This is a genomic window from Streptomyces sp. P13-3-3 (assembly GCF_050571355.1).
Taxonomy (GTDB): domain Bacteria; phylum Actinomycetota; class Actinomycetes; order Streptomycetales; family Streptomycetaceae; genus Streptomyces; species Streptomyces althioticus.
The window spans coordinates 4,003,230-4,024,869 of sequence record NZ_CP192228.1 but is presented as its reverse complement, the minus strand read 5'-3'; the positions used below and the strand labels follow the sequence as shown (position 1 = coordinate 4,024,869).

At 74.3% G+C, this 21,640-nt stretch carries 21 protein-coding genes and 3 pseudogenes; 13 read left to right on the top strand and 11 right to left on the bottom strand.

Annotated features, from left to right (window positions below):
• The first annotated feature begins 15 nt into the window (after positions 1 to 15).
• Together ACQZOG_RS18505 and ACQZOG_RS18500 are read left to right on the top strand one after the other, a co-directional pair.
• Positions 16 to 1,272 carry a sensor histidine kinase gene (locus ACQZOG_RS18505; RefSeq protein ID WP_430741664.1) on the top strand — a complete coding sequence of 419 codons (1,257 nt, stop codon included), beginning with the start codon at positions 16 to 18 and terminating at the stop codon, positions 1,270 to 1,272.
• A 465-nt stretch (positions 1,273 to 1,737) separates the two neighbouring features.
• Positions 1,738 to 2,430 carry a response regulator transcription factor gene (locus tag ACQZOG_RS18500; RefSeq protein WP_033272341.1) on the top strand — a complete coding sequence of 231 codons (693 nt, stop codon included), beginning with the start codon at positions 1,738 to 1,740 and terminating at the stop codon, positions 2,428 to 2,430.
• Here the strand turns inward: ACQZOG_RS18500 and ACQZOG_RS18495 are convergent.
• Complete coding sequence (locus ACQZOG_RS18495) at positions 2,373 to 3,596, bottom strand: FAD-dependent monooxygenase (protein ID WP_380827311.1); 1,224 nt, start codon at positions 3,594 to 3,596, stop codon at positions 2,373 to 2,375. The two genes, ACQZOG_RS18500 and ACQZOG_RS18495, sit on opposite strands and share 58 nt — an antisense overlap.
• On the bottom strand, positions 3,593 to 5,035 hold the full coding sequence (locus ACQZOG_RS18490) for an MFS transporter (RefSeq protein ID WP_037644066.1): 1,443 nt from the start codon (positions 5,033 to 5,035) through the stop codon (positions 3,593 to 3,595). Before ACQZOG_RS18490 ends, ACQZOG_RS18495 begins: the two co-directional genes overlap by 4 nt.
• Positions 5,036 to 5,271: 236 nt before the next feature.
• Here ACQZOG_RS18490 and ACQZOG_RS18485 point away from each other — a divergent pair, with 236 nt between their 5' ends.
• The 3 genes and pseudogenes from ACQZOG_RS18485 (at position 5,272) to ACQZOG_RS18475 (ending at position 7,128) form a co-directional block, all read left to right on the top strand.
• Entirely contained in the window at positions 5,272 to 5,679 is a 408-nt protein-coding gene (locus ACQZOG_RS18485) for a membrane protein (RefSeq protein ID WP_033272343.1), read from the top strand.
• Positions 5,680 to 5,864: 185 nt separating this feature from the next.
• Positions 5,865 to 6,301: pseudogene (locus ACQZOG_RS18480) on the top strand (thiol-disulfide oxidoreductase DCC family protein).
• 32 nt (positions 6,302 to 6,333) lie between these two features.
• The gene (locus ACQZOG_RS18475; RefSeq protein ID WP_193455607.1) at positions 6,334 to 7,128 is read left to right on the top strand and encodes a TetR/AcrR family transcriptional regulator; all 795 of its coding nucleotides are present in this window, start codon (positions 6,334 to 6,336) and stop codon (positions 7,126 to 7,128) included.
• Between the two features lie 47 nt (positions 7,129 to 7,175).
• On the opposite strand, the pseudogene ACQZOG_RS18470 reads toward ACQZOG_RS18475, so the two are convergent.
• Positions 7,176 to 8,162: pseudogene (locus ACQZOG_RS18470) on the bottom strand (MMPL family transporter); the annotation flags it as partial.
• Between ACQZOG_RS18470 and ACQZOG_RS18465 the strand changes: the two are divergent.
• Positions 8,150 to 8,263: pseudogene (locus tag ACQZOG_RS18465) on the top strand (winged helix-turn-helix domain-containing protein); the annotation flags it as partial. The pseudogenes ACQZOG_RS18470 and ACQZOG_RS18465 sit on opposite strands and share 13 nt — an antisense overlap.
• Positions 8,260 to 9,042, top strand: a complete 783-nt coding sequence (locus ACQZOG_RS18460) for a sensor histidine kinase (protein ID WP_430741663.1) — start codon at positions 8,260 to 8,262, stop codon at positions 9,040 to 9,042. The pseudogene ACQZOG_RS18465 and the gene ACQZOG_RS18460, both read left to right, overlap by 4 nt.
• 411 nt (positions 9,043 to 9,453) lie before the next feature.
• Here ACQZOG_RS18460 and ACQZOG_RS18455 read toward each other — a convergent pair whose 3' ends face one another.
• Positions 9,454 to 10,770: a metallophosphoesterase gene (locus tag ACQZOG_RS18455; protein ID WP_058916827.1), complete on the bottom strand. Its 1,317-nt coding sequence runs from the start codon at positions 10,768 to 10,770 to the stop codon at positions 9,454 to 9,456.
• A 32-nt stretch (positions 10,771 to 10,802) separates the two neighbouring features.
• Positions 10,803 to 11,051 carry an SCO4848 family membrane protein gene (locus ACQZOG_RS18450; RefSeq protein WP_033272348.1) on the bottom strand — a complete coding sequence of 83 codons (249 nt, stop codon included), beginning with the start codon at positions 11,049 to 11,051 and terminating at the stop codon, positions 10,803 to 10,805.
• Between the two features lie 91 nt (positions 11,052 to 11,142).
• On the opposite strand from ACQZOG_RS18450, the gene ACQZOG_RS18445 reads away from it, so the two are divergent.
• Positions 11,143 to 12,414: a D-alanyl-D-alanine carboxypeptidase family protein gene (locus tag ACQZOG_RS18445; RefSeq protein ID WP_430741662.1), complete on the top strand. Its 1,272-nt coding sequence runs from the start codon at positions 11,143 to 11,145 to the stop codon at positions 12,412 to 12,414.
• Here the strand turns inward: ACQZOG_RS18445 and ACQZOG_RS18440 are convergent.
• The 4 genes from ACQZOG_RS18440 to ACQZOG_RS18425 are packed head-to-tail and all read right to left on the bottom strand — an operon-like array spanning position 12,362 to position 15,166.
• On the bottom strand, positions 12,362 to 13,279 hold the full coding sequence (locus ACQZOG_RS18440; protein ID WP_033272349.1) for a YihY/virulence factor BrkB family protein: 918 nt from the start codon (positions 13,277 to 13,279) through the stop codon (positions 12,362 to 12,364). The genes ACQZOG_RS18445 and ACQZOG_RS18440 overlap by 53 nt on opposite strands.
• Positions 13,267 to 13,704, bottom strand: a complete 438-nt coding sequence (locus ACQZOG_RS18435; RefSeq protein ID WP_058916825.1) for a GtrA family protein — start codon at positions 13,702 to 13,704, stop codon at positions 13,267 to 13,269. The genes ACQZOG_RS18440 and ACQZOG_RS18435 overlap by 13 nt, the downstream gene beginning before the upstream one ends.
• Positions 13,701 to 14,636 carry a decaprenyl-phosphate phosphoribosyltransferase gene (locus tag ACQZOG_RS18430; RefSeq protein WP_037641216.1) on the bottom strand — a complete coding sequence of 312 codons (936 nt, stop codon included), beginning with the start codon at positions 14,634 to 14,636 and terminating at the stop codon, positions 13,701 to 13,703. The genes ACQZOG_RS18435 and ACQZOG_RS18430 overlap by 4 nt, the downstream gene beginning before the upstream one ends.
• Positions 14,633 to 15,166: a phosphatase PAP2 family protein gene (locus ACQZOG_RS18425; RefSeq protein ID WP_033272352.1), complete on the bottom strand. Its 534-nt coding sequence runs from the start codon at positions 15,164 to 15,166 to the stop codon at positions 14,633 to 14,635. Before ACQZOG_RS18425 ends, ACQZOG_RS18430 begins: the two co-directional genes overlap by 4 nt.
• A gap of 132 nt (positions 15,167 to 15,298) precedes the next feature.
• On the opposite strand from ACQZOG_RS18425, the gene ACQZOG_RS18420 reads away from it, so the two are divergent.
• Both ACQZOG_RS18420 and ACQZOG_RS18415 read left to right on the top strand, forming a co-directional pair.
• Positions 15,299 to 16,648, top strand: coding sequence for an FAD-binding oxidoreductase (locus ACQZOG_RS18420; RefSeq protein ID WP_037641212.1), 1,350 nt, complete (start codon positions 15,299 to 15,301; stop codon positions 16,646 to 16,648).
• Between the two features lie 36 nt (positions 16,649 to 16,684).
• Positions 16,685 to 17,440, top strand: coding sequence for a decaprenylphospho-beta-D-erythro-pentofuranosid-2-ulose 2-reductase (locus tag ACQZOG_RS18415; protein ID WP_033272354.1), 756 nt, complete (start codon positions 16,685 to 16,687; stop codon positions 17,438 to 17,440).
• Between the two features lie 16 nt (positions 17,441 to 17,456).
• On the opposite strand, the gene ACQZOG_RS18410 is transcribed toward ACQZOG_RS18415, so the two are convergent.
• Both ACQZOG_RS18410 and trpS read right to left on the bottom strand, forming a co-directional pair.
• Positions 17,457 to 18,035, bottom strand: a complete 579-nt coding sequence (locus ACQZOG_RS18410; RefSeq protein ID WP_033272355.1) for a 2'-5' RNA ligase family protein — start codon at positions 18,033 to 18,035, stop codon at positions 17,457 to 17,459.
• Positions 18,036 to 18,243: 208 nt separating this feature from the next.
• Positions 18,244 to 19,257, bottom strand: a complete 1,014-nt coding sequence (trpS, locus tag ACQZOG_RS18405; protein WP_430741661.1) for a tryptophan--tRNA ligase — start codon at positions 19,255 to 19,257, stop codon at positions 18,244 to 18,246.
• 131 nt (positions 19,258 to 19,388) lie between these two features.
• Between trpS and ACQZOG_RS18400 the strand changes: the two genes are divergently transcribed.
• From ACQZOG_RS18400 to ACQZOG_RS18390, 3 genes are all read left to right on the top strand, one after another.
• Complete coding sequence (locus ACQZOG_RS18400) at positions 19,389 to 19,931, top strand: RNA polymerase sigma factor (RefSeq protein WP_203550251.1); 543 nt, start codon at positions 19,389 to 19,391, stop codon at positions 19,929 to 19,931.
• Positions 19,928 to 20,746, top strand: coding sequence for a hypothetical protein (locus ACQZOG_RS18395; protein WP_058916823.1), 819 nt, complete (start codon positions 19,928 to 19,930; stop codon positions 20,744 to 20,746). Before ACQZOG_RS18400 ends, ACQZOG_RS18395 begins: the two co-directional genes overlap by 4 nt.
• A 184-nt stretch (positions 20,747 to 20,930) precedes the next feature.
• The gene (locus ACQZOG_RS18390; RefSeq protein WP_033272358.1) at positions 20,931 to 21,626 is read left to right on the top strand and encodes a hypothetical protein; all 696 of its coding nucleotides are present in this window, start codon (positions 20,931 to 20,933) and stop codon (positions 21,624 to 21,626) included.
• Positions 21,627 to 21,640: the final 14 nt, after the last annotated feature.

Here is a 21,640-nt window from a genome sequence, read left to right as displayed (position 1 = left end):
AGTATGCGCACTTCCGTGAACAGGGCCCCTAGGCTGGGCCGCGTGCTGCCGACACCGGACACCCCGGACACGGGGGCGCCGCGTCCCGGACGGGGGCGGGAGGCCGCGGTCGTGGCGGCCGCGTTCGTGGTCTGTCTGCTCGGGGGGACCGTGCGGGTCGAGGACACCCTCACCGCGCCGCCCCTCGCGGCTTGGCTGCTCGCCCTGGTGTCCTGCGCCGTGCTGCCCGCGCGGCACCGGCGTCCCCTGACCGTGCTGGCCGTCACCACGGCGGCCGGTGTCGTGGCCCAGCCCCTCGGCCTGGTGCTGAGTCCTCCCATGGCCACGCCCGCCCTGGTCGCCGCCTACGCCTGCACGTTGCACGTCCCCGGAGAACGACGTGCGGCGGGCGCCGTCGCGCTGGCCGCCGTGGCCCTGCTCGCCGGGGCTGAGCCGCTGTCCGAGGACGTCTCCTGGCGGGACGTGAGCCGGATGGGGACGGTGGTGGCGGCGCCGCTGGTGGCGGGGCTGATCGGGCACGCGGTACGGACCCGGCGGGCGTATCTCGCGGCCGTGGAGGAGCGGGCGCGGCGGGCCGAGGAGAGCAGGGAGCTGGAGGCGCGGCGGCGGGTCGCGGAGGAGCGGGTGCGGATCGCCCGTGAGCTGCACGACCTGGTGGCGCATCAGATCACGCTGGCCAACGCGCAGGCCACGGTCGCCGCCCACTTCTTCGACAGCCGCCCGGAGCAGACCCGTGTCAGCCTGCGCGAGCTGGTGGAGACCACCGGGCACGCCCTGGACGAACTGCGCGCCACGGTGGGCCTGTTGCGGCAGACCGGGGACGGGGACGCGGCTGCTTCCGAGGGGCCGGCGCCCGGGCTGGCGCGACTGCCGGACCTGCTGGAGTCGTTCCGGCGGGCGGGGCTCGAGGTGGCGGTACGCGAGGAGGGCCGGGCGCGGTCGCTGTCGCCGGGCGCGGACCTCACGGCGTACCGGATCGTGCAGGAGGCGCTGACCAACGTGACCAAGCACGCGGCGGGCCGTGGCGCCCGGGTGGGTCTGGACTGGGGCGGCGGGCGGCTGACCGTCACCGTGTCCGACGACGGGGGCGCCCCGGCAGGACCGCCCGCCCTGTCGGACCGGCCGCCCGGGTACGGGCTGATCGGCATGCGGGAACGCGCGGCGGCGGTGGGCGGGGAGCTGACGGCGGGCCCGCGCCCGGAGGGCGGCTTCCTGGTCACCGCCCGCCTGCCCCTGCCGCCCGAACGGGACGGGGAGGGACGGACCTCATGACGCCGAGAGTGCCGCGCTCCGACCGCCGGGAGGCGGGGCGGCTGCCCCGCGAACGGCGTCCGGGCGGACGGCTCCCGCCACCCGCCCGGGACCCGGCCGCCGCTGACAGGACGGGGCGGACGACCGGAGCCACGAACGAAGGACGGCCCGCATGACGCCGAGAGTGCTGGGCGCAATCGGCAGGAAGGCGGCGTGGCTGGCCCGCGGACCGTGGCCGGACGGACGGCTCCTGCCACCCGCCCGGGGCCCGGCGGGCGCTGAGAGGACAGGGCAGACGCCCGAGGCCACGGACGAAGGAAGGACCCCCATGACCCCGAGAGTGCCGCGCGCCGACCGCTGGGAGGCGGGGCGGCTGCTGCCCCGCGAACGGCGACCGGGCGGACGGCTCCTGGCATCCCCCCGGGGCCCGGCGGGCGCTGAGGGGACGGGGCAAACGCCCGGAGCCACGGACAAGGAAGGGACGGCATGACGCTGAGGGTGCTGCTGGCCGACGATCAGGCGCTGTTGCGTGGCGCGTTCCGGCTGCTGCTGGAGAGCACCGACGACATCACCGTGGTGGGCGAGGCCGGCGACGGCCGGGAGGCGGTGCGGCTCACCCGCGAACTGCGTCCCGACGTCGTGGTGATGGACATCCGGATGCCGGAGGCGGACGGCCTCGCCGCCACCACGGAGATCTGCGCGGACCCTGACCTGCGGGCCACCCGCGTGCTGATCCTCACCACGTACGAGACGGACGAGAACGTGGCTCAGGCGCTGCGCGCGGGCGCCGCCGGTTTCGTGGGAAAGGGCATCGGCGCCGAGGAACTGGCGGACGCGGTGCGGACGGTCGCGGAGGGCGAGACGCTGCTGTCCCCGGCCGCGACCCGCTCCCTCGTCGCCCGGTTCCTCGCCGCGCCGGCCGGCGCCCCTCCGCAGGACGCCGGCCGGCTGGACGTGCTCACCCCGCGCGAACGCGAGATGGTGGCGCTGGTGGCGACCGGCCTGTCCAACCAGGAGATCGCCGAGCGGATGGTCCTCAGCCCGTTCACCGTACGCGCCCATGTGCAGCGCGCGATGACGAAGCTGGAGGCCCGCGACCGCGCGCAGCTCGTCGTCATCGCCTACCGGACCGGCCTGGCGCGGGTCACCCCGGAGGACGGGGCCGGACGCCCCTCGTAGTCCGGCAGGGCCAGGGCGGTGTGGGCCGGCCGGGGCCGCGCGGAGGGCAGCGCGTCGAGGGTGCGCAGGCGTGCGTCGCGCCGTTCGAGTGCCTGGGCCGTGACGGGGAAGAGCGTGGCGCCGCCCTCGTCGACGAGCGCCTGGTTGGCCGTCACGTAGGGGCGCATACGGTCCTCGTAGGCGGCGAAGGCGTCCGTGTGGTCCCGGTGGGCGGCCAGGGCGTGGGCGAGCACGTAGGCGCCGGACAGCGCGAGGCTGGTGCCCTGGCCGGTGAGGAAGGACGGGGCGTACGCGGCGTCGCCGACGAGGGCGGCGCGGCCGTGCGTCCAGCGGGGCATGCGGATCTGTCCGGCCGTGTCGAAGAACAGGTCGTCGGTGTCGCGCACGGCCGCCACCATGCGGGGGATCTCCCAGCCCTCCCCCGCGAACACCTCGGCCACCAGGGCGCGCCGGGCGTCCGGGTCACGGAGGGCGTCGCGCGGGGGTTCCGGACGGTGGAAGGTGAGGAAGCCGTGCACCTCGGGTCCTTCGCCGGTGGCGTAGAGGGCGGCGGCCTTCCCCGGGGCGTTCCACAGGACCAGTTCGCGGTGGAGGCGCGCGGGGTTCGGCAGGGTGAAGAGGGCGAAGCAGTAGGCGAGATAGCGGTGGTAGCGGTCCTCGGGGCCGAAGAGGGCGGCCCGGGTGGCCGAGTGCATGCCGTCCGCGCCGATCACCAGGTCGTACGTGCCCTGCCGCCCGCTGCGGAAGGTCACGTCCACGCCGTGCGCGGCCGGGTCGAAGCGGGAGACGGAGTCGCCGAAGAGGAACTCCACGTCGTCGCGGACCAGCCCGTACAGGGCGTCGGCGAGGTCGCCCCGCCGTATCTCCAGATCGCGGGGCTCGCCCGCGTCGGCGGGGGCCCGGAGGGAGGCGACGGCGCGGCCGGCGGCGTCGAGGAAGGTGGCGCGGCGCGGGCCGACGTGCGCCTGGCGCAGCCGCGGCCACAGGCCCATCCGCCGGACCACCTCGGTCGCCGTGCCGCGGATGTCGACGGGGTAGCCGCCGCCGCGCAGGGCGCCGGCCTTCTCCACGACGGTGACCGCGAACCCGGCCCGGTGGAGCCAGTGCGCGAGGGCGGGTCCGGAGACGCTGGCTCCGGAGATGAGGACGGTGCGCGGGCCGGTCATGAACGGGTTCCTTCCTTCACGGGGGTGTGAGCGGGCTCGCCGGGGTGCGGGGGCCGGGAGGCGCGTGTGGCGCGGACGAGGAGCAGACCGAGCGCCGCGGTGACGCCGGTGACGGCGAATCCGGTGGTGAAGGCCGCCTCGGTGGGCAGGTCCGTGCCGGGGCCGGTCCCCGCGGCGAGCAGCCCGCCCGCGATCTGGGCGCCCACGACGACACCGATCACCCGGGTGACCACGAGCAGGCTGGTGGCGATGCCGGTGTCCCCGGGGTCGACGGTGGTGGCGGTGCCGGCCAGCAGCGCGGTGGTGGCGATGCCCGCGGCGAACGCGGTGAGCGTCTTGGCCAGGGCGAGCTGCCAGGCGGAGTGGTGCTGGGCCGCGAGGCCGAACATGACGACGGCGGTCGCGAGCACGGCCACGGCGACCACGGCACGGGCGCCGAACCGGCGGGCGGCGACCCCGCCGACCGCGTCGCTCATGGCCCCGGCGATCGCGCCGGGCAGCAGGTAGAGGCCGATGTCCGTGGTGTCGGCGTCGAAGCCGTAGCCGTCGCCCGACACGGCGAGGAGCTGCGGCAGCAGCAGGGTGACCATGCCGAGGGTGACGGTGACGAGCAGGGTGAGCAGGCACGCCTGCCACATCGCAGGCCGGGCGAGCATGCGCAGGTCGACCATCGGGGAGACGGCCCGGCGTTCGACGCGCACCCAGGCGGTGCCGAGCACGGCCACGAGCACGAGCAGCGCGGCCGCGGCGAGGGGCGGGAGGCCGCCGCCGGTCAGGAGGACGAGGCCGAGCATGAAGGCGAGCAGGGTGGCGCTCAGCAGGACCACGCCGGGCCAGTCGATCCGCTCGCCCTGCCGGGCCGGTGCGTCGGACGGCATCAGCCGCGCCACGAAGACGGCCGCCGCCACGACCACGAGGGTGGGCAGCACGAACATCCAGTGCCAGGAGAGATGGTCGGCGATCACTCCGGCGCCGAGCATGCCGAGCATGCCGCCGCCGGTGAACAGGGCGACGACCACGCCGATCGCCGCCTGGGTGCGCCCGGCCGGCAGATGGGCGCGGACCAGGATGAAGGAGAGCGGCAGCACGCCGACCATGGCGCCCTGGAGGACCTGGCCGAGCAGCAGCACCGGCAGTCCGGGGGCCAGCCCGGCCAGCAGTCCGCCGGCCGCGACGACGGCCATCAGCCGCATCAGCACGCGTTTGCCGCCGTAGCGGTCGCCGAGCTTCCCGGCGACGGGAGTGAGGACCGCGCCGGTGACGAGCAGGGTGTTGGCGACCAGCGCGCCCTCGGAGGGGCCGAGCCCCAGTTCGCGCTGGAGCAGCGGGAGCGCGGGCTCCACCACGGACTGGAGCGCGCCCAGGGCGAGCGCCAGCACCCCGAGGGCGGCGATCGCGGGCCGCCGTAAACGCGGCGGCGTGAGCAGGGTGTCGGACATGGACGTCCCGTTCTCGTAGGGGTCGGCGAACACGTCCCACGGTTCCGTCCGGCGGCCCCTGCGGGCATCGTCGCCCGTCACCGTCTTCGCCTGGTGCGTACGCACCAGTTGCGGCGTGGTCCTGGTGCCGGGACACGACACACGGCCGCCCGCGACAAGCGAGTTGAACATGTTCAAAAGAAGGCGCTACAGTCGTCCCCGTCAGCGTTTTGAACGCGTTCAAGAAGGGGTGGGGCATGGACCGCACCGTCATCGCCTACGTCATCTACCTGGTCGTCAGCATCGGACTGACCGTCTGGGTGGCCCGCACGCTCAGCCGCAACGGGCGGGTCTTCCTCGCCGACGTGCTGCACGGCAACGAAAAGCTCGCGGACGCCGTCAACCACCTCCTGGTGGTCGGCTTCTACCTGGTGAACCTCGGTTTCGTCGCCCTCTACCTGAGCGACGACGACACCGTCACCGACACCCGTGGCGTCTTCGAGGCGCTCTCCACCAAGCTGGGCGTGGTGCTGCTGGTCCTGGGCGTGATGCACCTGGCCAACGTGTACGTGCTGAACAAGATCCGGCGCCGCGGGGTGATGGAGCGGGAGCAGAACCCGCCGGTTCCCCCGCAGGGCTGGACCGCCCCGGCGGCCCAGGCATGAACGAGTTCGCGGACGGGCCGACACCCCCAGGGGCGCGGGGCGCCGATCTGCCTGACCCCGGCGGATCAACACCCTCAGGGGCGCGGGGAACTGCGCGACCGGCCCCCGACGGGCCGCACCCGGCGTACGACACGGCGAGGCACCCCCTCGGCCGTGGGTACGGCGTCCCGGTCCGCCGTCTGACCGTGCTGTACGACGCGGACTGCCCCCTCTGCACGCACATCCGCGACTGGCTCACGAAGCGGCCCCAACTCGTCCCCCTGGAGTTCGTCCCGGCGGGGTCACCCGCCGCCCGCACCCGCTTCCCCGGCCTCGACCACGGTTCCACCCTGGCCGAGATCACCGTGGTCGGGGACGGCGGGCAGGTGTACCGGGGCGCGGCCGCCTGGATCGTCACCCTGTGGGCGCTGCGCGACCACCGGCGACTGGCGCACCGGCTGAGCACGCCCTCCGGTATGAGGTTCGCCAAGGGCGCGGTGCTGGCCGCCGCCAAGTGGCGGGGGTGACGGCGCCGGCCGTCGGCCGGGCGTACGGCCCGGCCGACGGGTGGACGTACGACCCGCGCGACGGCTGGCACCACACCCCGCCCGGCTGCGGCTCCGACGCCTGCGCCGCCCCGTAGGCCGCGCACGGCGACCGTTAGGCTCTGTTCCCGTGCCCGCGAAGAACGACGGCCCCGACCCCGGCGCCCACCTCAGCAAGTCCGAGCAGACCCGCGCCCTGATCCTGGAGACGGCCATGCGGCTGTTCCAGGAGCGCGGGTACGACCGGACCACCATGCGGGCGATCGCCAAGGAGGCCGGGGTCTCCGTCGGCAACGCGTACTACTACTTCGAGGGCAAGGAACACCTGATCCAGGGGTTCTACGACCGGATCGCCGCCGAGCACCAGGTGGCGGTCCGGGACATCCTGGCCCGGGAGACCGACCTGGAGGCCCGCCTCGCCGGCGTGCTGAAGGCGTGGCTGGACATCGCCACGCCGTACCACGAGTTCGCGGTGCAGTTCTTCAAGAACGCCGCCGACCCGGACAGCCCGCTCAGCCCCTTCTCGCCCGAGTCGGAGCACGCGCGCGAGGAGGCGATCAGCGTGCACCGGGCGGTGCTGGCCGGGACGAAGACCAAGGTGCCCGAGGAACTGCGGGACATCCTGCCCGAGTTGATGTGGCTGTCCCAGATGGGTCTGTGCCTGTACTGGATCTTCGACCGCACCGAGGGCCGTGAGCGCAGCTACCGGCTCGCCGAGCGGGGCGCCCGGCTCACCGCGCGGGGCGTCGCCCTGGCCCGGTTCCGGGTGCTGCGGCCGCTGGTGCGGGACGTGCACGAACTGTTCACGGAGTTCCTGCCCGGGATGACCCGGGCGCTGCCCGACCCCGCCGGCCGGAAGGACTCCGGCCGGCGGGGCAAGGGCGCGGGGGACGACGAGGAGGAGCGCCCCGGCGACGACGGCTGACGTCGCCGCCGGCCGTCGCCGTCGGCCGTCGCCGTCGGCCGTGCCCGTCAGTTGACGAGGTCGACCCCGCCGGGCGTCAGCTCCACGTCGTGGACGAGCGGCCCCTCCCCCACGGTCAGGTGCGCCGCCCGCGCCCCGTGCGGCGAGGCCGACACCGCCAGCAGATAGGTGCCCGGTGACGGGACCGCCACGACGTACGCCCCGTCGGCGAGGGACGCCACCCGGTCCAGCTGACGGCCGCCGGGGGTGAGCAGCGTGACGGCCGCGCCCCGCACCGGCTCGCCCTCCGGGGTGCGCACGAAGCCGTGCACCACCGAGGCGGCTCCGTCGACGGCCTTCTCCTCGGGCGCGGGCACCGGCGTGACATCGTCCTCCTCCTTCGGCTCGGCCGCCAGGTGCGGCAGCCGCTTCTCCAGTCCGGCCGGCAGCCACCAGTTGGCCCGCCCCAGCAGGTGCATCACCGCCGGGACCAGCGCCGTGCGCAGCACGAACGCGTCCAGCGCGACCGCGGCGGCCAGACCCACGCCGGCCATGGCGGCGCCGTAGTCGCCGCTGAGCACGAAGGCGAGGAAGACGCAGACCATGATCATGGCGGCGGAGTTGATGACCCGGCTGGTCTCCGCCAGGCCGACCCGTACCGCGCGGGCGTTGTCCCGGGTGTGCACCCACTCCTCGTGCATCCGGCTCACCAGGAACACCTGGTAGTCCATGGAGAGCCCGAACAGCAGCGACAGCATGATGATCGGCAGGAACGACGCGATCGGGCCCTCCGTGCCGAGTCCCAGCACGTCCAGGCCGACGCCCCACTGGAACACCATGACCAGCACGCCGAACGAGGCCGCGGCCGCGAGCAGGTTCATCACGGCGGCCGTCAGCGGCACCACCAGGGAGCGGAACGCGAGCAGCAGGAGCAGGAATCCCAGGCCGATGATCGTGCCGACGAAGAGGGGCAGCCGGTCGCCGGTCACCGAGGCGAAGTCCTTGGACACCGCCGTCACACCGCCGACGTGCGCCTGGACGCCCGCCTCGGGGATGTGTCGTGGAGACCTACATCAGCTATCTGCGGCGCAAGCTGGACACCCTCGGTCCGCCGGTCATCACCACCCGGCGCGGCGTCGGGTACGGGCCGACGTGACACGCCGGACACGCCTGCCGCACCCCGGCCGTCCCCCGGTGCGGTCGCTGCGCGCGCAGCTCACGGTGGCGAACGTGGTGCTGCTGGCGCTGGGCATCGTCGCCGCGACCGCGGTGAGCGTCCTCGGCATGCGCTACTACCTGCTGGACCAGCTCGACACCGAGCTGGTCCGCACCCGCGACTCCCTCGGCGGCTCGGAGCTGACGCTGCGGCAGATCGACTCGCTGAGCGCGCTGATGACGACCGAGTCCGACCGGATGGGACGGCTGGTCGACGAACTGCTGGTGCTGGCCCGCCTCGACCAGCGGCCGGAGCTGCGGAAGCGGAACGTGGACGTGTGCCGGCTGGCGCGGGACGCGGCGCAGGACCTGCGGGTCCAGCAGCCGGACCGTCCGGTACGGGTGGACGCGGACGGCGCGGTCCTGGTCCACGCCGACGAGGCCGGCCTCCGCCAGATCCTGGGCAACCTGGTCGGCAACGTCCGCACCTACACCCCCGCCGACGTGCCGGTACGGCTCGGGGTGGCCCGCGCCGACGGCGAGGTGCGGCTGTGGGTCGCGGACGAGGGCCCGGGCCTGGCCCCGGAGGACGCGGCCCGGGTCTTCGACCGCTTCTTCCGCGCGGGCGGCGGCGCGGGCAGCGGCCTGGGCCTGGCGATCGTGCAGGGTGTCGTACGGGCGCACGGCGGCGAGGTCACGGTGGACACGGCCCCGGCCGAGGGGCTGACGGCCACGGTGACGCTGCCGTCGTGCACGGAGAAGGCCGCGCAGGCGGACTGAGCGGGCGCCTCCGGCGGGCAGGCGGTCACGTCACCTCGCGGGCCTCGGCCCGCCCCGGGAACGCGGCAGACGGACGCTCCCACCAACCCAAAAGCCCGAGCCCGGCACGCCGACAAGCCCCACAGACCCATCCCGGACCGCCGATGACCCAGCACGGGCGCCTCCGCCCGGCCGGAGACCGAGCGCCCCGAGGGCGGCCGCAGGCCGTCGGCCACCCCGCAGCACACAGCAGCGAACGCTCCCACCAACCCAAAAGCCCGGGCCCAGCACACCGACAGGCCCCACGGACCCATCGCGGACCGCCGATGACCCAGCACCAGCGCCTCCGCCCGGCCGAGGGCCGAGGGCGGCTGCGGGCCGTCGGCCACCGTCGCACGCGGCAGCGGTCGGTGCGGGCCGGAGGCCGACGGGCTACGCCTGGCGGGAGGCCAGTTCGATGACCGTGATGTCGGAGGGGGCGCCCACCCGGGTGGGCGGGCCCCACGCGCCGGCGCCTCGGCTGACGTAGAGCTGGGTGTCGCCGTAGCGGTCGAGGCCGGCCAGGGTCGGGTTCGCGCCGCCGGCGATCAGGTTGCCCGGCCAGAGCTGGCCGCCGTGGGTGTGGCCCGAGAGCTGGAGGTCCACGCCGTGGTCGACGGCGTCGTGGATCTGCACCGGCTGGTGGGCCAGCAGCACGCAGGCCCGCGCGCGGTCCCGGTCGCCTAGGGCGCGGGCGAAGTCCGGCCCCTGGCCCTCATCCTCGCCGGCGACGTCGTTCACGCCCGCGAGGTCGAAGTGGGGCAGCTCCGTGCGGGCGTTCTCCAGCGGGTTCAGACCGAGCCGGCGGACCTCCTCGACCCACTGCTCGGCGCCGGAGAAGTACTCGTGGTTGCCGGTGACGAAGAACGACCCGTGACGCGCCCTCAGCTGGGCCAGCGGGGCGGCCGCCGGACCGAGGTCCTTCACGCTGCCGTCGACGAGGTCGCCGACGACCGCGATCAGGTCGGGCTGGGTCGAGTTGATCGTGTCGACGACCTTCTGCGCGAAGCCACGCCCCAGCACCGGACCCAGGTGGATGTCGCTGACCACGGCGATCCGGTAACCGTGCGCGGCGCGCGGCAGCTTGGCCAGCGGCACGGTGACCCGCTTGACCTTCGGGCCGCGCAGGACGCCGTAGGTCCCGTACCCGACGGTTCCGACCGCGGCCGCGGCGGCGGCTCCGCCGACGACCCGGGAGACGAACAGCCGCCGGGAGGGGCCGGAACCGTCCGTCGCGGGGCCCGTCTCGGGGCTGGCCTCCGTCGTCGTGGAGTCCTGCGCCGGGCCCGTCGTCTCCGGGCTCTCCGCCGGCTCCGGGTCGGCGCCCTCCGCCCGGCCCGCCGGTATCGGGTCGCGGGCCGGCGCCGGCTCCGGGGCGGAGGCCCGCGCCCGCCGCTCCAGCACCCCGCGCAGCACGGGGCGGACCAGTTCGCCGGCCAGCAGGGCCAGCAGCAGGTACAGCGTGAGGGCCAGCCACAGGTACCCCGGCCAGGCCAGCACGCGCTGGAGGGTGAACGGCGCGTCCGTGCGGGAGGCCACCATGCCGCCGATGAACAGCAGCCACCCTCCGGCGACCACCGCCGCTCCGATGCGGCGAACGGGGCCGGGCCCCGCCGTGGTGTCCCGGAACAGCCGGCGCCACACGTACCAGTTGCCCGTCACCAGGACGGCGACGACAAGCAGTGCGACGAGTACGAAGACGATGGCCACGAGGCGGACTTCCCCTGTTTCCCGTTACGGCGTCACGAGGCCCGTGACGTCCGGCCCAATGCGCGCAGACCGCGCAACCCGATGCCCCCGACGACCGTCCCCAGTACGAAGGAGACGACGGCGAGCGTCAGGTGAACGAAGAAGTACGCCGTGGGGTGCCCGTCGTCGAAGGCGAGCCCACTGCTGTCCTTGACCAGGTTCTTGACGAAAGTGATCCAGATGACCCAGCTCCACACCCCGAAGGCGAGCAGGAACCAGGAGACGGGGCGGCTGAGCTTCATGCGTCCAGTATCGCCGCGCGGTGTCCGGTTCCCTGCGCGGGGTGGGGCCCGGGCAGGGACGTCCACGGAAATGGCATGTACCTTGCGGACCGTGCCCGCTACCGAGAAGACCGTCCGGCGCTCCGCGCTGGTCGCCTCCGCCGTCCTGCTGTCCACCGCGCTGACCGCGCCGGCCGCCCTCGCGGCGCCCAGGCCGACCCCGTCCGCCACTCCCCCGGCGCACACGTCGGTCGTCGGCGGCGAACGGCTGGCGAAGCCCGGGACCCAGGTGAACCTGGCCCCCGGGACGCCGGTGCTGCCGAAGGAGCTGTCCGCCCGCTCGTGGATCGTCGCGGACGCCGAGAGCGGCGACGTGCTCGCCGCGCACAACGCGCACTGGCGGCTGGCCCCGGCGAGCACCCTGAAGATGCTGTTCGCGGACACGCTGCTGCCGAAGTGGCCGGGGACGACGACGCACCGGGTGGAGTCCTCGGACCTGGCGGGTGTCGGCGCCGGGTCCAGCATGGTGGGCGTCAAGGAGGGCGAGTCGTACACCGTCCACGACCTGTGGCTGGGTGTCTTCCTGCGCTCCGGCAACGACGCCGTGCACGTGCTGTCCGCGATGAACGGCGGCGTGGACAGGACCGTCGAGGAGATGAACGAGCACGCCGAGGAACTGCAGGCCCTCGACACGCACGCCGTCAGCCCCGACGGCTACGACGCCCCGGGCCAGGTGTCCTCCGCGTACGACCTGACCCTGATCGCCCGCTCCGGGCTGCAGAAGAAGGACTTCCGGGAGTACGCCTCGACGGTGCGGGCGCAGTTCCCCGGGGAGACGAAGAAGAACAAGAAGGGCAAGCGGGTGCGCGGGTCCTTCGAGATCCAGAACACCAACCGGCTGCTCAGCGGCGACTACGACGTGCCCGTCTACCAGGGCATAGCCGGGGTGAAGAACGGCAACACCACCCACGCCGGGGCGACCTTCACCGGCGTCGCCGAACGCGACGGCAAGGTGCTGCTGGTCACCGTGATGAACCCGCAGAAGAAGGAGTCGAACGAGGTCTACAAGGAGACCGCGCGCCTCTTCGACTGGGGCTTCGCCGCGGCCGGCAAGGTGCAGCCGGTGGGCGAGCTGGTGCCGCCGAAGAGCGTCGAGGAGGCGAACGCCGCGGCCGGTCCGTCCGCGTCGCCCGGCCAGGCGGGCGGCGGTACCGGCGCCGGGGCGAAGCCGGTGGCGAGCGCGCACACCGGCGGGGGCGCCGACGGCATGGGGGTGGCGCTGGGCATCGCCGGCGGGGTGGTGGTGCTGCTCGCGGGCGGCGTGTTCCTGGTCAACCGGCGCTGGCCGCTGCCGGACCTGGTGCGCCGCCGCTCCCGTCCGTGACCTCGTCGGTCCCGTCCTCCTTGCCGGGCGTGGCCGTCCAGGCGGCGCAGAACAGGACGAGTTTCGTGGTGAGGTTGATCCACAGCAGCAGCGCCACGGGGACGCCGAACGCACCGTACATGCTCTTCGCGGCGACGCCCTGGATGTAGCCGCTGAGCAGCAGCTTCAGCAGTTCGAAACCGACGGCGCCGGTGAGCGCGGCCACGGTCACCCGGCGCCGGGACGGATGGACGCCGGGCAGCAGGGTCAGGACGTAGAGCAGGAGCAGGAAGTCGGTGCCGGCGGCGACGGCGAACGCGGCGATCTGCAGGACGACCCCGCCCCAGCCGCCCTTCTCCAGCCCGGCGGCGTCGCTGATCCGGCCGACCAGGGCGGTGGCGACGGCGGAGGCGGCCAGCGTGACGAGGACCGCCCCGCCGAGGCCGACGAGGATGCCCGCGTCCTTGCCCTTGCGCAGGAGGACGTTCTCGTCGTCGTCGGGCAGCTCCCACACCACACGCAGGCACTCCCGCATGAGGCCGGCCCAGCTGATCCCGGTGAACACCAGGGCGGCGCCGGCGATCAGGCCGACGGTGCCCGCGTTGTCCGCCAGCTCCCCGACGTCGAGCTGGTCGGAGATGCCGGGCACCTGGTCGGTGATGGTGTTCTGGAGGGCGTCCTGGCGCTCCTTGCCGAGGGTCGCCGCGCCGATCGCGGCGGCCACGGTGAGCAGCGGGAACAGCGCGACGAAGCTGCGGAACGTCATCGCCGCGGCGAGCCGCGTCCAGTGCACCCGGTCCAGCCGCTCGAACGACCGCCAGGCGTGCGTCAGCGACAGCCGGGTCACCCACGGCCCCACCACGGGGAGCTTCTTCAGCCAGTCCACGAACCGACTCTGCCCGCGTCACGGAAGACCAATGTCCTGGTGCCCCAGAAACGGACGACGGTGGCCAGTGCCATGCCGACCACCGCACCGGACACGGTGTCCGCGCGCTGCGAGGTGTAGCCGAGCCCGTAGTGGCTGACGGCGAGGCAGAGGAGCTGTACGGCGGCGCCGGCCAGGTTGACGGCGAAGAACACGGCGTACGGGCGGGCGCCGCGCACGCGCCGGTCGCGGTAGGTGCCGTGGGCGTTGGCCGTGTAGGCGACGGTGCAGCCGGCGACGAAGGACAGTGCCTTCGCGGTGAGCGGCCCGAGTCCGCCGGGGCCGCGCAGGTAGGTGAAGAGGGCGAGGTCGACGGCGTAGGCGAGGAGTCCCGCGGTCGCGAAGCCGAGGAGCTCCCGCCGGTGCCTGCGCAGGCGGTCCCTCACCAGTCGGCCACCGCCGCGGCGTACATCGCCGCCCACACCAGGCCGATGAGGGCGAGGGCGCGGTCGCCGAGCACCACGTCCTCCGGTTCGCCCGCGGTGCCCCGGTCGGCGAAGACGGCGTAGCGCAGCACGGCGAGGACGAAGGCGACGACGGACAGCTCGCGCCAGGGCAGGACGCTGGTGTGCGGCACGCCGCCCTCCTCCAGGGCCCACAGGCAGTAGCCGAGGACGGCGACCCCGGCCGCGAGCTGCCACACGAACCGCAGGTAGCCGGTGGTGTACTCGGTGAGCAGCGCGCGCGTGGCGCCGCCGTTGCCCGCGAGCTGCACGGCCTCGGAGTAGCGCTTGGCGGCGACCATGAACAGCGCGCCGAAGCCGGTGGTGATGAGGAACCAGCGCGACAGCGGGATGCCGAGGGCGAGCCCGCCGGCGACCGCGCGCATCACGAACCCGGAGGTGACCACGGCGAGATCGATGACGAGGACGTGCTTGAGGCTGACGCAGTAGGCCAGTTGCAGCGCGAGGTAGCCGGCGAGCAGCGCGGCCAGCGTCGGCGGGCACAGCAGCGCGGCGGCGGCCGGGGCGAGCACGCCGAGGGTGATCCCGGCGGCGTAGGCGACGGGCACCGGGACCTGTCCGGCGGCGACCGGGCGGCGGCACTTGACGGGGTGGGCGCGGTCCGCCTCGGCGTCGCGCGCGTCGTTGACCAGGTAGACGGCGGCGGCGCAGGCGGTGAACAGCAGGAACACCAGGGCGAGCCGGGTCAGGGCGTGGGCGGTGAAGAGGACGCCCGCGGCGGCGGGGGCGGCGGCCACCAGGACGTTCTTGACCCACTGCTTGGGGCGCGCGGTGCGCAGCAGACCGGTGAGGAGCCCGCCCCGGGCGGACGGCGCGGCCTGCCCGCGGTCGGAGCGCTCGCGCAGCAGCGTCACGCCGTGCCTCCTGTCATCCAGCGGGCGCCGAGCCTGGCGGTGAGCGCCCCGAGGGCGGCGCCGGCGGCCACGTCCGACGGGTAGTGGACGCCGGCCACCAGCCGGGACACGCACACGGCGGCGGCCAGCGGGGGCACCGCGCGGGCGCCGAGCGCGCCGAAGGCGACGGCGGCGGCCGCGGCGGAGGTCGCGTGGGAGCTGGGGAAGGAGTGCCGTCCGACGGTGCCCACCAGCGGTTCGACGTGCGCGGGGCGGGGCCGGCGCACGACCCGCTTCACCACCGAACTGGCCGCGTGCGCGCCCGCGGTGAGCGCGGTGCCGCGCAGCCAGGCGCCGCGCCGGGGACGGTCCACGACGGCGCCCGCGAGGCCCGCCGCGACCCATACGGCGCCGTGCTCCCCCGCCCAGGACAGGGCGCGCGCGGCCCCGGCCACGCGCGGGTCGGAGCCGCACGCCCTGAGCGCGGAGACGATCCGGTGGTCCACCCCGTGAAGACCGCGGGGCCGGAAGAGGTCGTGCTGGTCGTCCATGTGGCTCACTGTTCACCCCCGGCGCACCGGAATTCCATCGCTTCGGGGCGACATCCCATTAATCACCCGTTTCGGGGACGGGATTGACGTTTCAAAACCAACGGCTCACAGAGGGGCGATACGGTCGCCGTCATGCCTGCCGACACCGTTTCCGTCACGGGGTGGGGCCGCACCGCTCCGTCCGCCGCCCGGCTGGTCCGTCCGCGGACGTTCGAGGAGGCCGCCCTGGCCGTCCGGGGGTGCGGGGCGCGCGGCGGCATCGCGCGCGGCCTCGGCCGGGCGTACGGGGACGCCGCGCAGAACGCGGGCGGCGAGGTCTTCGACATGACCGGCCTGGACCGGATCCACGCGATCGACGCCGACGGCGGCACCGTGCTGTGCGACGCGGGCGTGTCCCTGCACCGGCTGATGGAGGTGCTGCTGCCGCTCGGCTGGTTCGTGCCGGTCACCCCCGGCACCCGGTACGTGACGGTCGGCGGGGCGATCGGCGCCGACATCCACGGCAAGAACCACCACGTCAGCGGGTCCTTCGCGCGCCATGTGCTGTCGTTCGAGCTGCTCACCGCCGACGGGCAGGTGCGCACGGTGGTGCCGGGCACGCCGCTGTTCGAGGCGACCGCGGGCGGCATGGGGCTGACCGGGGTGATCCTCACCGCGACGGTCCGGCTCCAGCCCGTGCGGACGTCCTGGATGTCCGTCGACACCGAACGCGCGTCCGACCTGGACGGTCTGATGGCCCGTCTCGCCGACACCGACCACCGCTACCGCTACTCGGTCGCCTGGATCGACCTGCTGGCGCGCGGGAAGGCCACCGGCCGCGCGGTCCTCACCCGCGGCGACCACGCCCCGCTCGAGGCCCTGCCGCGCTCCGCCCGCCGTGAGCCGCTGTCGTTCCGCACCTCGCGCCTGCCCGCCGCGCCCTCCTTCGTGCCGGAGGGGCTGCTCAGCCGGACGACCGTGGGGCTGTTCAACGAGCTGTGGTTCCGCAAGGCGCCCCGCGCGCGGACCGGGGAGCTCCAGCGGATCCCCGCCTTCTTCCACCCGCTGGACGGCGTGCCGCACTGGAACCGGATCTACGGACGGGGCGGCTTCGTGCAGTACCAGTTCGTCGTCGGGCACGGCCGGGAGGAGACCCTGCGCCGGATCGTGCGCCGGATCTCCGAGCGCCGCTGCCCGTCGTTCCTCGCCGTCCTCAAGCGGTTCGGGGACGCCGACCCGGGCTGGCTGTCGTTCCCGGTGCCCGGCTGGACCCTGGCGCTGGACATCCCCGCGTCGCTGCCCGGCCTCGGCGCGTTCCTCGACGAGCTCGACGAGGAGGTCGCGGACGCGGGCGGCCGTGTCTACCTCGCCAAGGACTCCCGGCTGCGCCCCGAGCTGCTCGCGGCCATGTACCCCCGGCTGGACGACTTCCGCGCCCTGCGCGCCGAGCTGGACCCGCGCGGGGTGTTCACCTCGGACCTGTCCCGCCGCCTGTGCCTGTGACCCCCTCCCCTCTCCCGGCCCCCGTGAGGAGCTGTCGTGAAGGACGCCTTCGGCCTCCCCCAGTCCCTGCTCGTGCTCGGCGGTACCTCCGAGATCGCGCTGGCGGTCACGCGGCGGCTGATCGCCCGCCGCACCCGCACGGTGTGGCTGGCCGGCCGCCCCTCCCCCGGCCTCGACGAGGCGGCCGGAGAACTGCGCGCGCTCGGCGCGGAGGTGCACACCGTCGACTTCGACGCGCTCGACCCGGCCGGCCACGAGGACGCGCTCGGCAAGGTCTTCGCCGAGGGCGACGTCGACATGGTGCTGCTCGCCTTCGGCATGCTGGGCGACCAGGCGCGCGACGAGCGGGACCCGGGGGCCGCGGTGCGGGTCGCCCAGACCAACTACACCGGCGCGGTCTCCGCGGGCCTGGTCTGCGCGGGCGCGCTCCAGGCGCAGGGACACGGCTCGCTGGTGGTGCTGTCGTCCGTCGCGGGCGAGCGTGCCCGCCGCGCCAACTTCATCTACGGCTCCAGCAAGGCCGGTCTGGACGCGTTCGCGCAGGGCCTCGGCGACGCGTTGTACGGCACGGGCGTGCACGTGATGGTGGTGCGCCCCGGGTTCGTGCGCACCCGGATGACGGCGGGGCTGCCGGAGGCGCCGCTGGCCACCACCCCGGAGGCGGTGGCGGCGGCCGTGGAGCTGGGGCTGCGGCGCCGCTCGGAGACGGTGTGGGTGCCGGGCGCGCTGCGCGTGGTGATGTCGGCGCTGCGGCATCTGCCGCGAGGGGTGTTCCGCCGGCTGCCGGTGTGAGGGCCGGCCGCCCGGGTCAACGCGCGGAGACCGAGCCCCGGTCGACGTGTCCGGCCTGCGGGGGCACCACGACGGTCCCGAAGGGGAAGTCGCGCAGCTTGCGCCACACCGCGTCGGCGCCCTGCTCGTAGAGGGCGAAGCCGGTGCAGGGCCACTCCGCCTCGTAGCCCGCGAGGTCCTCGTAGGCGCGGTCCATGGCCGCCTCGTCGATGCCGTGCGCCACGGTGACGTGCGGGTGGTACGGGAACTGCAGCTCGCGGGCGACGGGCCCGGCGGGGTCGCGGACCTGCTGCTGCAGCCGCGTGCAGGCCTCGGCGCCCTCGACGACCCGGACGTACACCACCGGCGACAGCGGCCGGAAGGTGCCCGTGCCCGACAGCCTCATCGGGAACGGCCTGCCCGCCGCCGCGACCTCGGCGAGGTGCGCCTCGACGGCCGGGACGGCCGTGTCGGCGACCTCCGTCGGCGGCAGCAGGGTGACGTGCGTGGGGATGCCGTAGGCGGCGGCGTCGCCGAAGCCCGCGCGCAGCTGCTGAAGCCGGCTGCCGTGAGGCTCCGGGACCGCGATCGACACGCCGATCGTTACGGTCCCCACGTCGTCTCCTGTCGTTGTGGTGGTGAAGCGCGGTGGTGGAGCGGGTGCGCATCCGGGTGGCCGCCGAGGCGGCCACCCGCTTCCGACTGTACGACCACGACCCGGATGCGGGCAGGCGCAGTCGGAGTGATGTACAGCGCTGTGCGGTGGTACGGACGGGGCACGTGGGCCCGTTCACCGCGCCGGTGTCGTGGCCGGCGCGGGGCTCTCAGTGCTTGGCGGGCAGGTAGCCGACCCGCTGGTACGCCTGGGCGAGGGTCTCCGCGGCGACGGCACGGGCCTTCTCGGCGCCCTTGGCGAGGATCGAGTCGAGCGTCTCCGGGTCGTCCAGGTACTGCTGGGTGCGCTCCCGGAACGGGGTCACGAAGTCGACCATGACCTCGGCCAGGTCCGTCTTGAGCGCGCCGTAGCCCTTGCCCGCGTACTTCTCCTCGAGGTCCGCGATGCCGGTCCCGGTGAGGACGGAGTAGATCGTGAGCAGGTTGCTGACGCCGGGCTTCTCCGCCACGTCGTAGCGGATCACCGTGTCGGTGTCGGTGACGGCGCTCTTGACCTTCTTGGCGGTGGCCTTCGGCTCGTCGAGCAGGTTGATCAGGCCCTTGGGGGTGGACGCCGACTTGCTCATCTTGACCGCCGGGTCCTGGAGGTCGTAGATCTTCGCCGTCTCCTTGAGGATGTACGGCTTCGGGAGCGTGAAGGTGTCGCCGAACCGGCCGTTGAAGCGCGTGGCGAGGTCGCGGGTCAGCTCGATGTGCTGGCGCTGGTCCTCACCCACCGGCACCTCGTTCGCCTGGTAGAGCAGGATGTCCGCGACCTGGAGGATCGGGTACGTGAACAGGCCGACGGAGGCGCGGTCGGCGCCCTGCTTGGCGGACTTGTCCTTGAACTGGGTCATGCGGGAGGCCTCGCCGAATCCGGTGAGGCAGTTCATCACCCAGGCGAGCTGGGCGTGCTCCGGCACATGGCTCTGCACGAAGAGCGTGCAGCGGTCCGGGTCGAGGCCGGCGGCCAGGAGCTGGGCCGTGGCGAGCCGGGTGTTGGCCCGCAGCTCCTCGGGGTCCTGCGGGACCGTGATCGCGTGCAGGTCGACGACCATGTAGAAGGCGTCGTGGGTCTCCTGGAGCGCCACCCACTGGCGGACGGCACCGAGGTAGTTGCCGAGGTGGAAGGAGCCTGCTGTGGGCTGGATTCCGGAGAGCACGCGGGGTCGGTCAATCGCCATGCCTCCCATTCTCTCAGGTTCCGCGGGGCGGTCCGGAACGAGTCCGGAACAGGTGGGAACCGATCCGTTCCGCGCGGTGTAACAAGAGAGTGAGGACGCGGGAGGGGGGCCGCATCGTCGATGAGGCCGCGGTGATCGCACGCGTACGCGCCGGGCAGCCGGAGGCGTACGCGGAGCTGGTGCGCGCCCATACGGGCATCGCGCTCAGGGCGGCCGCCGCGCTCGGGGCGGGGCCGGACGCGGAGGACGTGGTGCAGCAGGCCTTCGTCAAGGCGTACTGCGCGCTCGGGCGCTTCCGGGACTGCGCGGCCTTCCGGCCGTGGCTGTTGTCGATCGTGGCCAATGAGACGAGGAACACAGTGCGCGCGGCGGCACGCAGGACGACCCTGGCCGGCCGGGAGGCGGCCCTCGTCGGGGCGGAGCCGGTGATACCGGAGTCGGCCGACCCCGCCGTCGCCACGCTGGAGACCGAGCGCCGCGCGGCCCTGCTGGCCGCCCTGGAGCAGCTGAGCGAGGAGCACCGGCTGGTCGTCACGTACCGCTATCTGCTGGAGATGGACGAGCGGGAGACCGCCGAGGCCCTGGGCTGGCCCCGGGGCACGGTGAAGTCCCGGCTGAACCGCGCCCTGCGCCGGCTCCAGCGGCTGCTGCCGGAAGGGGGTGCGCCGGCGTGAGCGGACCGCGGGAGGAGGAGCTGCGGCGCCTGCGCGAGGAACTGCGCGCCTACGGCCGTTCCCTGGACGCGCCGGACGGGGCGGCGGGCGCGGAGACGATGGCCGAGCGGGTGGTCGCCCGGATACTCGCCGAGCGGGCCCCCGTCCCCGAGCCGGCCCCCCGGTCCCGCCTGCGGGCGGTCCGGCACTGGGCGCGGGCCCGCCGGCGCACCCTGCTGGCCGCCCTGTGCGGTCTGCTGACGGTGCTGGTGCTGACGCCGCCGGTGCGGGCGACGGTGAGCGACTGGTTCGGCTTCCACGGCGTCCAGGTACGGCAGGACCCGTCGGTGGTGCCTTCGCCGGGCGGCCGGGTGCCGGACTGCGCCGCTCCGGTGCGGCTGGAGGAGGCGTCGCGGCGGGCCGGCTTCACCCCGGTGGTCCCGGAGGCGCTGGGCCCGCCGGACGCGGTCTCCGTGGGCGCACTGCCGCACGGGCGGTCCCTGGTCAGCCTGTGCTGGAGGGGCGACGACGGCCGGACGGTCCGCCTGGACCAGTTCCCGGGCCGCCTGGACTTCTCGTTCACGAAGACGGTGCGGGAACAGCCGCAGTGGCTGGACGTGGGCGGTCAGGCGTTGTGGTTCCCACGGCCTCACGTGCTGACGTTCTGGATGACGGATGCGGAGGGCCGCCGCTTGACGCGCGAGGAGCGTACGGCGGGACCGACCCTCCTGTGGAGCCCCGCGGGTGAGATCACCCTCCGCCTGGAGGGGGTGGGTTCCCGCGCGCGGGCCCACGAGATCGCGGCGTCCGTCGATCCCAGCCCGTCCGGCGTTTGAGGACGAGGCCCGCCAGGGCCGATGAGGGGGTCTGGGGCGCAGCCCCGGGGACGGGAGGGGAAGGGGCGGCGGGGGCGAGGAAACCCCCGGTGGGAACCCCGACGGACCGGCCGGTGTATCACAAGTGGCAGGCGGCTCGCAGAGAGAGCCGCACGAGGTTCGACCAGCCCAGTGGGGGACCGACATGCACACCTGGAAGGACTGCGTACGACGACACCTGACGGCGATCACGCTCACGGTGCTGACCCTGATCCTGTGCGGCGGCACACCCGCCTCCGCAGGAGGCCCCACCAGCGTCCTGATCGTCTCGGCGACCACCGGCAAGACCGCCTCGCTGCACTACGCCGACAAGCGCTACACGGAACTCGAGCGCCTGCTCGGCCCCATGCACCAGGGCACCCGCACCGAGCCGCCCCGGCTCGCGACCGCCTCCGGCCAGCACATCAACGTGACCTGGATGGTCCACGACGTCACCCCGTGGCGGGTGGACCAGATCGCCCTCCCGGACGGCGGCCAGGACGTGTGGATCCACACCTCCACCCGCATCACCGACGGCAACGACGGCGTGTGGCACCGCGCCACGTCCCCGGCGAAGCTCCGCGCGCTGCTCGCGCAGCTCGGCGTGACGGGCACCGGCGTCTCCGCGCCCGCCGCGCAGCCGACCCCGCGTGAGGACCTGCTCGTGGCCCCCACGCCGGCGGCCGCCTCCGCCACGGACGGCGGCGGTGACGCCGCCGCCTGGTGGTGGGCGGTACCGGGCCTGGCGGCGGGAGCCGTCCTGGCCCTGGTACTGCGCCCGTACGCGCTCCGGGGCGCGGCCGCGATACGCGACCGCGGTAACCGGGACGACGGACCCCGCCAGGAGCTCCTGGACGCCTGACGGAGCCGTCAGGC

Coding starts and splice junctions, on each gene's coding strand:
- ACQZOG_RS18425 (WP_033272352.1), bottom strand. CDS start 15,166: ATGGACGACCAGCACGACCTCTTCCGGCCCCGCGGTCTTCACGGGGTG.
- trpS (WP_430741661.1), bottom strand. CDS start 19,257: ATGGCGATTGACCGACCCCGCGTGCTCTCCGGAATCCAGCCCACAGCA.
- ACQZOG_RS18390 (WP_033272358.1), top strand. CDS start 20,931: ATGCACACCTGGAAGGACTGCGTACGACGACACCTGACGGCGATCACG.
- ACQZOG_RS18450 (WP_033272348.1), bottom strand. CDS start 11,051: ATGAAGCTCAGCCGCCCCGTCTCCTGGTTCCTGCTCGCCTTCGGGGTG.
- ACQZOG_RS18420 (WP_037641212.1), top strand. CDS start 15,299: ATGCCTGCCGACACCGTTTCCGTCACGGGGTGGGGCCGCACCGCTCCG.
- ACQZOG_RS18495 (WP_380827311.1), bottom strand. CDS start 3,596: ATGACCGGCCCGCGCACCGTCCTCATCTCCGGAGCCAGCGTCTCCGGA.
- ACQZOG_RS18500 (WP_033272341.1), top strand. CDS start 1,738: ATGACGCTGAGGGTGCTGCTGGCCGACGATCAGGCGCTGTTGCGTGGC.
- ACQZOG_RS18490 (WP_037644066.1), bottom strand. CDS start 5,035: ATGTCCGACACCCTGCTCACGCCGCCGCGTTTACGGCGGCCCGCGATC.
- ACQZOG_RS18485 (WP_033272343.1), top strand. CDS start 5,272: ATGGACCGCACCGTCATCGCCTACGTCATCTACCTGGTCGTCAGCATC.